11 protein-coding genes and 1 pseudogene are annotated in these 14,369 nt (G+C 61.8%); 6 read left to right on the forward strand and 6 right to left on the reverse strand.

Features of this window, described 5'->3' with window-relative positions; translation table 11 throughout:
• Positions 1-449 precede the first annotated feature (449 nt).
• A complete protein-coding gene (argA, locus tag JOE32_RS16150; protein WP_209986156.1) occupies positions 450-1,748 on the reverse strand; it encodes an amino-acid N-acetyltransferase in 1,299 nt (432 codons plus the stop codon).
• Positions 1,749-1,883: 135 nt separating this feature from the next.
• A complete protein-coding gene (gene argE / locus JOE32_RS16155; RefSeq protein WP_209986159.1) occupies positions 1,884-3,032 on the reverse strand; it encodes an acetylornithine deacetylase in 1,149 nt (382 codons plus the stop codon).
• A 158-nt stretch (positions 3,033-3,190) separates the two neighbouring features.
• On the opposite strand from argE, the gene JOE32_RS16160 reads away from it, so the two are divergent.
• The 6 genes and pseudogenes from JOE32_RS16160 to JOE32_RS16185 all read left to right on the forward strand — a co-directional run bounded on the left by JOE32_RS16160 (position 3,191) and on the right by JOE32_RS16185 (position 9,689).
• Entirely contained in the window at positions 3,191-4,558 is a 1,368-nt protein-coding gene (locus JOE32_RS16160) for a CYTH domain-containing protein (RefSeq protein ID WP_209986162.1), read from the forward strand.
• A gap of 316 nt (positions 4,559-4,874) precedes the next feature.
• Positions 4,875-6,550: pseudogene (locus tag JOE32_RS16165) on the forward strand (ATPase, T2SS/T4P/T4SS family).
• Positions 6,551-6,626: 76 nt separating this feature from the next.
• The gene (locus tag JOE32_RS16170; RefSeq protein WP_057006438.1) at positions 6,627-7,547 is read left to right on the forward strand and encodes an SPFH domain-containing protein; all 921 of its coding nucleotides are present in this window, start codon (positions 6,627-6,629) and stop codon (positions 7,545-7,547) included.
• Positions 7,548-7,557: 10 nt separating this feature from the next.
• Positions 7,558-8,004, forward strand: coding sequence for an NfeD family protein (locus tag JOE32_RS16175; protein ID WP_209986168.1), 447 nt, complete (start codon positions 7,558-7,560; stop codon positions 8,002-8,004).
• A gap of 66 nt (positions 8,005-8,070) precedes the next feature.
• On the forward strand, positions 8,071-8,385 hold the full coding sequence (locus tag JOE32_RS16180) for a DUF2388 domain-containing protein (RefSeq protein WP_003234790.1): 315 nt from the start codon (positions 8,071-8,073) through the stop codon (positions 8,383-8,385).
• 161 nt (positions 8,386-8,546) lie between these two features.
• Complete coding sequence (locus JOE32_RS16185; protein WP_209986172.1) at positions 8,547-9,689, forward strand: DegT/DnrJ/EryC1/StrS aminotransferase family protein; 1,143 nt, start codon at positions 8,547-8,549, stop codon at positions 9,687-9,689.
• Positions 9,690-9,828: 139 nt separating this feature from the next.
• Here JOE32_RS16185 and gcvH read toward each other — a convergent pair whose 3' ends face one another.
• The 4 genes from gcvH to JOE32_RS16205 form a co-directional block, all read right to left on the reverse strand.
• Positions 9,829-10,212, reverse strand: a complete 384-nt coding sequence (gene gcvH / locus JOE32_RS16190; protein WP_209986175.1) for a glycine cleavage system protein GcvH — start codon at positions 10,210-10,212, stop codon at positions 9,829-9,831.
• 53 nt (positions 10,213-10,265) lie between these two features.
• Complete coding sequence (gene gcvT / locus JOE32_RS16195; protein WP_209986178.1) at positions 10,266-11,348, reverse strand: glycine cleavage system aminomethyltransferase GcvT; 1,083 nt, start codon at positions 11,346-11,348, stop codon at positions 10,266-10,268.
• 157 nt (positions 11,349-11,505) lie between these two features.
• Complete coding sequence (locus JOE32_RS16200; protein ID WP_209986181.1) at positions 11,506-13,122, reverse strand: iron ABC transporter permease; 1,617 nt, start codon at positions 13,120-13,122, stop codon at positions 11,506-11,508.
• Positions 13,123-13,278: 156 nt separating this feature from the next.
• Positions 13,279-14,283 carry an extracellular solute-binding protein gene (locus JOE32_RS16205; RefSeq protein ID WP_209986184.1) on the reverse strand — a complete coding sequence of 335 codons (1,005 nt, stop codon included), beginning with the start codon at positions 14,281-14,283 and terminating at the stop codon, positions 13,279-13,281.
• Between the last annotated feature and the right edge of the window lie 86 nt (positions 14,284-14,369).

The following is a 14,369-nucleotide window of genomic DNA, read 5'->3' on the forward strand; positions in this document are numbered from 1 at the left end:
GGTAATGAGTTTCTCATACACCCAAAAAGAATTATTTCATCCTTTTTCATACGATTCAGGAATAAGACTTTGCAGGGCAGCGAACCGGTCAGAGTAGACGAGTTGCCGCGCAACCTAATTCCTAAAGGGTATTATTCAGAGCTTTTTTAGATCGTTTAGGACACTGCAGACGTCATTCACGACCAGAAAGGCGGCGCCATCATGGCTAAGCGCTATCCTGGCGTCAATTTGTTACAGTTTTTGTGTCACTAATAATTTCTTTGGTTGTCCAAGCGGCCGATTTGATCGCCGGCAATTGTTGTATCGGCGCGCTTTCACGGTTCTGAAGTATTGAAACAAATGTGGGAGGGAGCTTGCTCCCGACGGCATTCGATCAGTCAACACGTCAGTGACTGAACTAAGGCTATCGGGAGCAAGCCCCCTCCCACATTTTTGATGTGTGCTGTCTTTTACAGCGCCTTTTCGAAGATCTTGGAATTGCGCTGATAGTTGTACAGCGACGCCCGCGCCGAAGGCAGGCGGTCTACGCTGCTGGGTTCAAAGCCGCGCTCGCGGAACCAGTGCGCGGTGCGCGTCGTAAGCACGAACAAGGTCTTCAAGCCCTGGGCCCTGGCACGGCCCTCGATACGCTCGAGCAACACATCACCGCGCGCGCCATGGCGGTATTCCGGGTTCACCGCCAGGCAGGCCAGCTCACCGGCGTCGGAATCGGCGATCTGGTACAGCGCGGCGCAGGCGATGATCATGCCTTCGCGTTCCACCACGCTGAACTGCTCGATCTCGCGCTCCAGCACTTCCCGCGAACGGCGTACCAGAATGCCCTGCTCTTCCAGCGGGCTGATCAGGTCAAGCAAACCGCCGACGTCTTCAATTGCCGCCTCGCGTACCAGTTCGAATTGCTCCTGGGCCACCAGCGTGCCGCCGCCGTCGCGGGTAAACAGCTCGGTGAGCAAAGCGCCGTTCTCGGCGTAGCTGACGATATGGCTGCGCCCCACGCCGCCGCGGCAAGCCTGGGCGGCAGCGTCGAGCAGTTCAGCCTGATAATTGCTGCCCAACCGCTGCAGGTGCGCTGGCACTTGCTGTGGACGCAACTCACGCACCAGGCGACCATTTTCGTCGATCAGACCAAGGTCGGCGCCAAACAGCAGCAGTTTGTCGGCAGCCAGGTCGATGGCGGCGCGGGTGGCCACATCTTCACAGGCCAGGTTGAAGATCTCGCCGGTGGGCGAGTACCCCAGCGGCGACAGCAGCACGATGGAGCGTTCGTCGAGCAGGCGATTGATGCCCTTGCGGTCGACCCGGCGCACTTCGCCGGTGTGGTGATAGTCCACGCCGTCGAGCACGCCGATGGGCCGCGCGGTGACCAGATTGCCACTGGCCACGCGCAGGCGTGAACCCTGCATGGGCGATGAGGCCATGTCCATGGACAGGCGCGCCTCGATGGCGATGCGCAAGTGCCCGACCGCATCGATCACACATTCCAGGGTGGCAGCATCGGTGATGCGCATGCCTTCGTGATAAGCCGACGTAAGGCCACGCGCCTCAAGGCGGGTTTCAATTTGCGGACGCGAGCCATGCACCAGCACCAGCCGCACACCCAGGCTGTGCAGCAGCACCAGGTCGTGGACGATATTGCCGAAGTTGGGGTGGTCCACACCGTCGCCAGGCAACATGACCACAAAGGTGCAATCGCGGTGGGCGTTGATGTAAGGGGAAGCGTGACGAAGCCAATTGACGTATTCGGGCATAACACCTGGGCCTGTAATAAAAAGCAGCCGAAAAAGGAAGGATCGTGGAAGCGCACGGCGGGCTGATGGTTATCGTCGGAACAGGCTTGGCGACACGCTCACTCTCCTTCTATGGACGTACAGGCAGGGGTTAATTTATGCAGGTTTGAGGCAGTAATGTTCGATCAGTTCGCGCAATAACTGCACTGTAGGCGTCAAGCGTGACATTTCGAGGTACTCGCCCGGCTGGTGCGCACAGGCGATATCACCAGGGCCGAGCACCAGGGTTTCGCAACCAAGGCGCTGAAGATAAGGCGCTTCGGTGCCAAACGCCACTGCTTCGGCACGATGGCCGGTCAAACGCTCCGCAACCCGCACCAGTTCGGCGTCTTCGGGCTGTTCGAACGGTGGCACTTCGGGAAACAGCGGCGCGTAGTCGATTTGGACGTGATGGCGCTCGGCCAGAGGTGCGAGTTTCTGCCGGATAGCGGCACGCAGCACTTCAGGGTCCATGCCCGGCAATGGCCGCAGATCGAACTCCAGGGAACACTGGCCGCAAATGCGGTTGGGGTTGTCGCCGCCGTGGATGCAGCCCAGGTTCAGGGTGGGCTGCGGCACGCTGAATTGCGGGTTGCGGTATTCGCGCTGCCAGGCCAGGCGCAGGCCGCGCAGTTCGCCGATGGCATCGTGCATGGCTTCAAGGGCGCTGTGCCCCAGGCTCGGGTCCGACGAATGGCCGCTGCGGCCGAGGATGTCGATGCGCTCCATCATCACGCCCTTGTGCAGGCGGATCGGCCTCAGGCCAGTGGGCTCGCCGATCACCGCTGCGCGGCCCAGCGGACGGCCCGCTGCGGCCAACGCCCGGGCGCCGGACATGGAGCTCTCTTCATCGCACGTGGCGAGAATCAGCAACGGCTGTTTGAACGGCTGGTCGAGCAGCGGCAACACCGCTTCGATGGCCAGGGCGAAAAAACCCTTCATGTCGCAGCTGCCCAATCCTACCCAGCGGCCGTCAACTTCCGTCAGCTTGAGCGGATCGGTCTGCCACAAGGCGTCATCATACGGCACCGTGTCGCTGTGCCCGGCCAGCACCAGCCCGCCGGGACCGCTGCCGAAGGTGGCCAGCAGGTTGAACTTGCCGGGGCTGACCTGCTGGATGTCGATGGCAAAGCCCAGATCGCCCAGCCAACTGGCGAGCAGATCGATCACCGGGCGGTTGGTCTGATCCAGAGACGCCTGCGTGCAACTGACCGATGGCGCGGCAATCAGCGCGGCGAATTGCTCTTTCAGGGTAGGTAACGGCATGCTCGGCCTCTCGACTTCACGGATTGGGCCCACTATAGAGCCATCTGCACGACACAATAAACCGTTGCGGCGCGTTGCCGGGCTCAGTCCTGTACACTGCACGGCCTTGGCAGCCACTCTTTTCCCCGGCTGCGCTCCCGATCCTGGATTTTCCGGCCATGCAGAAAGAAACCGAAATCAAGCTCCGCGTCAGCCGCGAAACCCTCGCTGCGCTGCGTGAGCACCCGCTACTGAAAAAACGCAACAAAAGTGGCTGGGAACGCCGTGAGTTGATGAACCAGTATTTCGACACCCCCGAGCGCGACCTGGCCCAGGCCAAGGTTGCCCTGCGCCTGCGCAAGGACGGTGACGAGATTATCCAGACCCTCAAGACCCGTGGCCAAAGCATCGCCGGCCTGTCGGAACGCAACGAGTACAACTGGAACCTGCCCAAAGCCAAGCTCGACGTGAAGAAACTCGACGGCGAATGCTGGCCCGAGCAACTGGCCGAGCTGGACAAAAAGACCCTCAAGCCGATCTTCACTACCGATTTTGTGCGCGAGCGCGCCGAAATCGCCTGGGGCCGTGGCAAAGCCAAGGTGGTGATCGAAGCCGCCCTGGACCTGGGCCACGTGGTGGTCGGCAAGCAGAAAGAAGAAATCTGCGAGCTGGAACTGGAGCTGCGCGAAGGCGAACCGGCGGCCCTGCTGGAACTCGCCGCCGAGCTGGCCGCCACGCTGGCGCTGATGCCGTGTGACATCAGCAAGGCCGAGCGCGGCTACCGCCTGTACGACGCCGGCAGCTACTCTCTGAGCCTGCCGGCGCCGCAGATCCACGCCGAAATGCCGCTGGACGACGCCTTCGCCGCGATCATGTGGCACCTGCTGGGCAGCAGCCAGCGTCTGGCCGAGCAATACCGGTTCAACGGCCATTGGCGCCTGTTGCAGGACTGGGTCGATCACCTCGGCGAACTGCGCGCCCTGATCGGCAGCCTTGGTCAGGCGGCGCCACGCCAGTCCACCAGCGAACTGCGCAGCGCACTCGATGCCCTGCTCGAAGACTGGCGCCCGCTGGTACAGGCCGGTGACGACGACGAAGACATTCGCAAAGCCGCGCCGGAGCAATTCGCCGAAGAGCTCGAAGACGTGCGCTGGGGCCTGTTCTCATTGAACACCTCGCGCTGGCTGCTGGCCCGCACCTGGACCGCCGAGCGCACCGTGCGCGGCAACCGCCAGGGCGCAGCGCAACTCACCAACTGGCTGCCGCGCCTGCTGGCCGACGATGCCGTCGCCCTGCAACTGCCGCGCTACCAGCAGCAACCCGAAGACCTGGCCGAGCAGCTGCCGCGCATCGAGCGCATCCAGGCCTGGCTGCATCACGCACGTCAGGTGGTGGACATTGCCGAGCTGGACCGCCTGTACGGCGAGCTGAACAAGTTGGTGCAACTGGCCAACCAGCCGATCACCGATGAGTCGCTGGACGCGCGGATGCATCAGGCGATTGCGGTGTATCAGAACCGGGCATGGAAAACGTTGCTGCGTCTGTAATACCAAACCACGGCCCTGTGGCGAGCGGGCTTGCCCCCCGTTGGGGTGCGAAGCGCCCCCAATCGAGCAAAACGCGGTGTACCTGATACGGCTCAGCGCCTGGCTTTGGGGCTGCTGTGCAGCCCAACGCAGGACAAGCCTGCTCGCCACAGGGAATCTGCGCTTAACTGAACGGCATTAGGGCAAGCCCGCTCGCCACGGGGATGTGGGGGCCTTAGCGTTGTTCAGCGTAAAAGCCTGCAATACACCCTGAGAGGCAAAAATACAGCACCTGACTAGCCTGAGGAGACGTCCAGCGCTTCTCAGGTAAATCTGCATGTCTGTTGATCACCGTTTGCAATTGCACGCGTTGCTGCCGCCTCTGGTCGAGGCCGGGCTGGTCGCAGCCGACGTCGCACAGCGCCTGTCGACATCGCCCGCCGGCAACCGGCATCCGCTGGAACTCATCGCGGCCCAGGGCGCCGACCTGGAAGCGCTGACGCAATGGCTCGCCCGGCAGGCCGGACAACCTTATCTGCGCATCGACCCGCTGAAGATCGACGTGGCGACGGTGGTGCCGCTGATGTCCCACGCATTCGCCCAACGTCACGCGATCCTCGCTGTGGCCGTGGATGCACACACCGTCACCGTCGCCAGTGCCCAGCCTTATGTCACCGAGTGGGAAGCCGGCCTGGCGCAGGTGCTCAAACGCTCGATAAAGCGCGTGGTCGCCAACCCCCAGGCAATCGAGCACTGCATGGGCGAGTTCTACCGCGTGGCGAAGTCGGTGCGCGGCGCGGATCAGAAAATCGCGGCGCCTGCCAATGTCGAACTGCTCAACCTCGGCGGCAGCGATCAGGAGCCGGATGCCAACGACGCGCATATCGTCACGATCGTCGACTGGCTGTTGCAGTACGCCTTCGGCCAGCGTGCCAGCGATATCCACATCGAACCTTGCATGGACCAGGGCCGCGTGCGCTTTCGCATCGATGGGCTGCTGCATGATGTCTATCAATTCCCGCCCCAGGTCACGATGGCAGTGGTCAGCCGCCTGAAAAGCCTGGGCCGGATGAACGTGGCGGAAAAACGCAAACCCCAGGACGGCCGCCTCAAGACCAGAAGCCCTGCGGGCGCCGAGGTGGAGTTGCGTCTGTCGACCTTGCCCACGGCCTTTGGCGAGAAACTGGTGATGCGGATTTTCGACCCCCAGGTGCTGCTCAAGGACTTCGACCAGCTCGGCCTGTCACCCGAAGACCAGCGGCGCTGGCACGCCATGACCAGCAAGGCCCATGGCATCATCCTGGTCACCGGACCGACCGGTTCCGGCAAGACCAGCACCCTCTACACCACGCTCAAGCGACTGGCGACCCGCGAGGTCAACCTGTGCACGGTGGAGGACCCGGTCGAAATGGTCGAGCCGGCGTTCAACCAGATGCAGGTGCAGCACAATATCGACCTGACCTTCGCCAGCGGCATTCGCGCCCTGCTGCGCCAGGACCCGGACATCATCATGATCGGCGAGATACGCGACCAGGAAACCGCCGAAATGGCGATCCAGGCCGCGCTTACCGGGCACCTCGTGCTGTCGACCCTGCACACCAACGACGCGCCCAGCGCCATCAGCCGCTTGCAGGAGCTGGGGATTGCTCATTATTTGATCAAAGCCACCTTGCTGGGGGTCATGGCCCAGCGTCTGGTACGCCTGCTGTGCCCCGCCTGCAAGCGCGTTGCGGGCGATAGCTGCGAGGCAGTGGGGTGCGCAGAGTGCCGTGACAGCGGTTACCGAGGCCGGGCCGGCGTCTACGAAATCATGGTGATGGATGAGGCGCTCACGACACTGATCACGCCCGGCACCGATGTGCAGGCATTGCGCAAGGCGGCGTTGCGGCAAGACATGCACAGCCTGCGGATGGCCGGGTTGCTGAAGGTACAGGCCGGGCTGACCACCCTGGCCGAAGTGCTGCGGGTCACCCCTGGAGATTCAGAAATAATCCTTTGATTGTCGGACAATGAAACCGTCTTATCGGCGACAACCCCGTTACAATCGGCCGAACGTCGTTTTACCGACACCATCAGATAGGGAATCGCAATGCAGATCGGAACAGTACTGCTTCTTTTCGTGGGTTTGGCCATCGCCATTCTTTTCATGGGCTTCAAGGTGGTGCCCCAGGGCTACCAGTGGACGGTCGAGCGTTTTGGCCGCTACACCAACACCCTCAAGCCTGGCCTCAATATCATCATTCCGGTCATGGACCGCATCGGTCGCAAGATCAACGTGATGGAAAGCGTGCTGGATATCCCGCCCCAGGAAGTGATCACCGCCGACAACGCCACTGTGCAGATCGACGCCGTGTGCTTCTTCCAGGTGGTAAACACCGCCCAGGCGGCCTACGAGGTCAACAACCTCGAACACGCCATCCGCAACCTGCTGCAAACCAATATCCGTACTGTGCTCGGTTCCATGGAACTGGACGCCATGCTCAGCCAGCGTGACGGCATCAACGAAAAGCTGCTGCGCACCGTCGACGAAGCCACGGCGCCGTGGGGCATCAAGATCACACGTATCGAAATCAAGGACATCAGCCCGCCGGCAGACCTGATGGCTGCCATGTCCGGGCAGATGAAGGCCGAGCGAATCAAGCGTGCGCAGATTCTCGAAGCCGAAGGCCTGCGCGCTTCGGCGATCCTGACCGCCGAGGGCAAGAAGCAGGCGCAGATCCTCGAGGCCGAGGGTAGCCGACAGGCCGCATTCCTGGAGTCTGAAGCCCGTGAGCGTCAGGCCGAAGCGGAAGCCCGCGCCACGCAAGTGGTGTCGGAAGCAATCGCGTCGGGCAACGTGCAGGCGGTCAACTATTTTGTCGCGCAAAAGTACATCGACGCCCTGGGCAAGCTGGCGTCGGCCAACAACAGCAAGGTGATTCTCATGCCGCTGGAAGCCAGCCAGGTGATCGGCGCCATCGGTGGTATCGGCGAGATCGTCAAGGCAACGTTCGACAACAAGAAAGGCTGAGGCCATCGCCATGTGGGAATTCCTTCAGCATCTGTCGTTCTGGGACTGGTTGGCACTGGGTACCGTGTTGTTGATTCTCGAGGTGTTCGGGGCCGGCGGGTATCTGCTGTGGATGGGCATCGCGGCCGCTGCGGTGGGCGTAATCAAGTTCGTGGTGCCATCGCTGGGGCTGGAATGGCAACTGCTGCTGTTCGCCCTGCTGTCGATTCTGACGGCGGTGTACTGGTGGAAGCGTCAGCGCAGCAGCGCCAAGGCGAGCGATCAGCCGGGTCTGAACGAGCGGGGCTCGGAGCTGATCGGCCGCACCTTTGTTGTGCATCAAGCCATTGTGGATGGCCGGGGCAAGGTGAAAGTCGGCGACGGTGTATGGATGGTGACCGGCCCGGATATGCCTGCAGGCGCTCAAGTGCGGGTGATCGGCCAGGACGGCGTGGTATTGAAAGTCGAAACTGTTTAGTCATGATTGAACTCGATTGGTCTGATTACAATCAAACCCAACAGACAACCACCGGAGTCACCTACCATGCGTCTTAAATATGCTGTCGCAACCCTCGCTGTGCTATCCCTCCCAGTCGGTTCAGCCATGGCCGACAGCTTCTGGCGCAATGTCATCTCGTCGGGTGCCACGACCGGCTCCACGTACCTGACCTTCAAGGACCACAAGATGGTGGTTGCCGCTCAAGACGACGCAGGCAGCTTCGTTGCCAGCGACGGCGGCATCCGCGGCCCTTACCTGGAAGCCGCCATGCAGAAGGTCCGCGCCGACAACCCTGGCCTGCAGGCCACGGACATGCAACTGGCCAACGCCATTCTCGCGAAGAATGCCGTTACCGAGTGATACTTGCTCTAAAGGATGCCGCTTTTTCAAGCGGCATTTTTTTGCCTGCCAGATGACAATTCGTTCACCGGCGACAGGCTATATTCAGTCGAACCGTGCAACCATGCCGGGCACTCACAGCCTTTATTCGTCGCCACTCTGAAACGGATGCCTTCCTCGTCATGAGCCAACAGCCCTTCCTGCCGTTTTCCAAACCCACCATCGATGAAGCCACTATCTCGGCGGTCGGCGATGTGCTGCGCTCCGGCTGGATCACCAGCGGGCCGAAAGTGCAGGCATTCGAAGCACAGCTGTCGGAATATTTTGGCGGGCGCCCGGTACGCACGTTCAACTCGGGCACCTGCACCATGGAGATTGCCTTGCGCATCGCCGGTATCGGGCCGGGCGATGAAGTCATTACCACGCCAATCTCGTGGGTCGCTACAGCCAACGTGATTCTGGAAGTGGGTGCAACGCCGGTGTTTGCCGATATCGATCCGGTCACCCGCAATATCGATCTGACGCAGGTGGAAGCGGCCATTACCCCGCGTACCAAGGCGATCATTCCGGTGTACCTGGCCGGTTTGCCGCTGGATATGCCAATGCTTTATGCACTGGCCAACAAGTACAACCTGCGCATCATTGAAGACGCCGCCCAGGCCCTGGGCTCCAGCTGGGATGGCGAGCGAATCGGCGCCACCGGCGACTTCGTTTCCTTCAGTTTCCAGGCGAATAAAAACATCACCTCGTCCGAGGGCGGTTGCCTGGTATTGAACAACGCCGAGGAAGCACGCCTGGCGGAAAAATATCGCCTGCAGGGTGTTACCCGCACCGGCTTTGACGGCCTGGACGTGGATGTGTTGGGTGGCAAGTTCAACATGACTGATATCGCCGCTGCCATCGGCCTGGGCCAGTTTGCCCATATCGAAAAAATCACCGCCCACCGCCAAAATCTGGCGCGGCATTACTTCCAATGCTTCGGCAGTGATTTTGAACAGGCATACGGCGCGCAATTACCGCCTGCGGACTTCGAAAACAGCAACTGGCACCTGTTCCAACTGGTGCTGCCGGAACGCCAGGACGGCTTGCCCGCCCGCGCGACGTTCATGGAGCAGATGCAGGCCCATGGCGTCGGCATCGGTTACCACTACCCACCGATCCACCTGCTGAGCCTTTATCGGGCACAGGGTTTCAAGGAAGGCATGTTCCCGGTGGCGGAAAAAGTGGGCCGTTTGATTGTGTCGTTGCCGATGTTTACGGCAATGACCGAGGCGGATGTGGAACGAGCGGTAGCGGCGGTCAAAGCGGTACTGAACGCGAACTGAAAAATCCGGCTCACCTCAACCCAATGTGGGAGCGGGCTTGCCTGCGATGACATCACTGCGGTGTAACTGATACACCAAGGTGTCTGCATCGCAGGCAAGCCAGCGCCCACACTGGTTTGTGCTGTTCAACGCTTTGCGTTTACTCGCCGATAGCAGCCTTGTAGCCGGCGGCGTCCAGCAGTTTATCCAGATCAGCCGGGTTGCTTGGCTTGAGCTTGAAGATCCACGCGCCGTAAGGGTCGGAGTTCAGCAGCTCGGGGCTGCCACTCAGCTCTTCGTTCACAGCGATCACTTCGCCAGCCACTGGCGCGTAGATATCCGAGGCGGCCTTCACCGACTCAACCACCCCCGCCTGCCCTTCGGCTTCAAACGTGGCGCCCACTTCGGCCAACTCAACAAACACCACATCCCCCAGCGCTTCCTGGGCATGGTCGGAAATCCCGACGGTCACCGTGCCGTCGGCTTCCAGACGGGCCCATTCGTGACTTTCGGCAAAACGCAGTTCGGCAGGGATAGTGCTCATATTCTGTGCCCTCTAGAAGGAATGTCAGCGGCCAAATGGCCTGCCGGAAATAGTTAGATCAGTGTCTTGCCATGGCGCACGAAGGTCGGTTTGACCACTCGAACCGGGTACCACTTGCCGCGGATTTCCACCTCGGCCCGGTCGGCCGTCGCCGTCGGTACACGCGCCAGGGCAATGGATTTGCTCAGCGTAGGGGAGAAACTACCACTGGTGATCTCTCCTTCGCCAACATTGGCGATACGAACCACCTGATGAGCGCGTAAAACGCCGCGTTCTTCCAGGACCAAACCCACCAGCTTGAACTGCACACCCGCCGCCAGTTCGGCTTCCAGCGCCGCGCGCCCGATGAAGTCGCGCTCCGCCGGCTCCCAGGCAATGCTCCAGGCCATATTGGCCGCCAGGGGCGAAACGTCCTGATGAATATCCTGACCATACAGGTTCATGCCCGCTTCCAGGCGCAGGGTATCGCGGGCGCCGAGGCCGATGGGGGAAATACCGGCACCGACCAGGTCGTTGAAAAATCCCGGAGCCTGCTCGGCTGGCAGGACAATTTCCAGGCCGTCTTCGCCGGTGTAGCCGGTGCGAGCGATAAACCAGTCGCCGTCGGCCTGGCCTTCAAAGGGCTTGAGCTGGTGGATCAGGGTGCTGCGGGATTGGGTCACCAGCTCGGCGATTTTCTGTCGGGCATGGGGGCCTTGAATGGCGAGCATCGCCAGTTCCGTGCGCTCATGCAGTTGCACCTGGTAGTCACCAAGCTGCGCCTGCATCCAGGCCAGGTCCTGGTCACGGGTGGCGGCGTTGAACACCAGCCGGTAACCGGTCTGGGTGCGATAGACGATCATGTCGTCCACCACGCCGCCCTGCTCATTGAGCATGGCGCTGTAAAGCGCACGGCCGCAGCCATGCAAACGATCGACGTCATTGGCCAGCAGGCGCTGAAGCCACTCCCTGGCCTGAAGGCCTGTGACATCGACCACGGTCATGTGGGACACATCGAACACCCCGCAGTCGCGTCGCACCTGATGGTGCTCCTCAACTTGCGAGCCGTAGTGCAGAGGCATATCCCAACCGCCAAAATCGACCATTTTCGCGCCCAGGGCGAGATGCAGGTCATACAGAGGCGTACGCTGTCCCATGGGTTTCTCCTTCCGGGCTTGGCGAAGATGCGCAGGCTTGCCATATGCGCTGGACACCTTTTAATCACAAGGCCTGCAGCCACGCACAGCGACCCGATCCGAAAGACGGCGCGCACCGAATGCCGCGCATTGTAGCCGCAAGCTGTAGGACTGGCACCTAGCCGATTGGCCGGGCCGAGCGACGAATCAGGCCGATGACGGGCAACAGGCCGACACACACCAGCGTCAAAGCCGGCAGCGACGCCCTTGCCCACTCGCCTTCGCTGGTCATTTCAAAGATCCGCACCGCCAGTGTGTCCCAGCCAAACGGGCGCATCAGCAGGGTCGCGGGCATTTCCTTGAGCACATCGACGAACACCAGCAGCGCCGCGCTCAGGGTGCCCGGCAGCAACAGCGGCAGATACACTTTGCAAAACAGTCGTGGCCCACTGACCCCCAGACTGCGCCCCGCTTCAGGCAATGACGGGCGGATGCGCGCCAGGCTGTTTTCCAGCGGCCCGTAGGCCACCGCAAGGAACCGCACCAGATACGCCAGCACCAGCGCCAACAGGCTGCCCAGCAGCAACGGCTTGCCCGCACCGCCCAGCCAGCCGGACAGCGGCACCACCAGCACGCGGTCCAGATAGCTGAACGCCAACATGATCGACACCGCCAGCACCGACCCCGGCAACGCGTAACCGACGTTGGCCAGGCTGACGCCGGAGCGAATCGCCCGGGTCGGCGCCAGACGGTTGGCGAACGCCAGCAGCAGCGCCACGCTGACGGTGATGAGCGCCGCGATACCACCCAGATAAAGGGTGTGCACGATCAGCCCCGTGTAACGTTCATCCAGATCGAAGCGGCCACGCTGCCAGAACCACACCACCAACTGCAGCATCGGAATCACAAAGGCACAGGCGAACACCAGACCACACCAGGCAGTGGCCACCGCCGCCTTGACCCCGCGCAAGTGATACAGCGCCTTGCCCCGTGGCCGATCATTGCCGGGTCGGCTGGCGCCCCGCGCGCGACGCTCGCCGTACAGCACCAGCATCACCACCAGCAGCAACAGGCTGGCCAGTTGAGCCGCGCTGGACAGGCTGAAAAAACCGTACCAAGTCTTGTAGATCGCGGTGGTAAACGTGTCGAAGTTGAACACCGAGACCGCGCCAAAATCCGCCAGGGTCTCCATCAACGCCAACGCCACGCCCGCACCGATCGCCGGCCTGGCCATCGGCAACGCGACGCGCCAGAACGCCTGCCACGGCGATTGCCCGAGTATCCGCGCCGCCTCCATCAGGCCTTTGCCCTGGGCCAGGAATGCGCTGCGCGCGAGCAGATACACGTAAGGGTAGAACACCAGCACCAGCACGATGATCACGCCGCCGGTGGAGCGCACGCGCGGCAGGCGCAAGCCGCTGCCGAACCCTTCGCGCAGCAGGCTCTGCACCGGGCCTGCAAAATCCAGCAGGCCGACAAAGACAAAGGCCAGTACATACGCCGGAATCGCAAAAGGCAGCATCAACGCCCAGTCGAGCCAGCGCCGTCCGGGGAACTCGCAGAGGCTGGTCAACCAGGCCAGGCTGACGCCCAACAAGGTCACACCGACGCCAACGCCAAGCACCAGCGTGAGCGTATTGCCCAGCAGGCGTGGCATCTGGGTATCCCACAGGTGGGCCCAGATTTGTGCATCAACAGTTTGCCAAGACAGCAACAGCACGCTCAGTGGCAATAGCACCAGGGCGGCGACGGTGAACACCGGCAGGTACCAGCGGCGTTGGGCGGGGTGGGCCAAGAGCAAACTTCCTGCGAATGACGATCCAAAGGCAAAACACAGTGTGGGAGGGGGCTTGCTCCCGATAGCGGGTTGTCAGTCTACTCATGAGTAACTGATCCACTGCTATCGGGAGCAAGCCCCCTCCCACATTTTGATCTGCGGCGTTTTACACGTTCAGTTCCAGCCAGCGCGATCCATCAGGCGAATCGCCTCAGCCTGACGCTTGCCCGCCACTTCCACCGGCAAGGTATCGGCCACGAACTTGCCCCAGGTCGCCACTTCGGCAGAAGGCGGCACCGCCGGGTTGGCCGGGAACTCCTGGTTCACATCCGCAAAGATCTTCTGCGCCTCAGGCGTGGTCATCCACTCCACCAGCGCCTTGGCGGCTTCCGGGTGCGGCGCGTACCTGGTCAGGCCGATGCCCGACAGGTTGACGTGCACGCCACGGTCGCCCTGGTTCGGCCAGAACAGCTTCACCGCCAACTCCGGCTTCTGCTTGTGCAGGCGACCGTAGTAGTAGGTGTTGACGATGCCCACGTCGCATTGCCCGGCGTTGATCGCCTCCAGGACCGCAATGTCGTCGGAAAACACGTCGGTGGACAGGTTGTTGACCCAGCCCTTGACGATTTCCTCGGTCCTGGCCGCGCCGTGGGTTTCGATCAGGGTGGCGGTCAGCGATTGGTTATAGACCTTCTTCGCCGTGCGCAGACACAGGCGGCCTTCCCATTGTTTGTCGGCGAGGGCTTCGTAGGTGGTCAGTTCGCCCGGTTTCACCCGGTCGGTGGAATAGGCGATGGTACGCGCGCGCAGGCTCAAGCCGGTCCAGGCGTGAGCGGATGAGCGATATTGCAACGGGATGTTCTTGTTGATGACCGCCGAGGTGAACGGTTGCAGGATGCCCATGTGCTCGGCCTGCCAGAGGTTGCCGGCGTCGACGGTGAGCAGCAGGTCGGCGGTGGCGTTTTCGCCCTCGGCCTTGATGCGCTGCATCAGCGGCGCTTCCTTGTCGGTGATGAACTTCACCTGCACGCCGGTCTTTTGGGTGTAGGCGTCGAACACCGGCTTGATCAGTTCGTCGATGCGCGAGGAGTAGACCACGACTTCGTCGGCTGCCTGGGCGCTGCTGCAGCCGATCAGGGTGAGTGCCAGGGCAGTCAGGAGGCGCTTGGGTGCCGACATGGGGGCGGTCGCTCATTTGCAAAAAGAGGGCAAATGATAAGGACTCACATTTGGTAACGCTTGGTGGAGGCGTTACCAGATGTTGC

The sequence above is a fragment of the Pseudomonas sp. PvP025 genome (assembly GCF_017832155.1).
Classification (GTDB): domain Bacteria; phylum Pseudomonadota; class Gammaproteobacteria; order Pseudomonadales; family Pseudomonadaceae; genus Aquipseudomonas.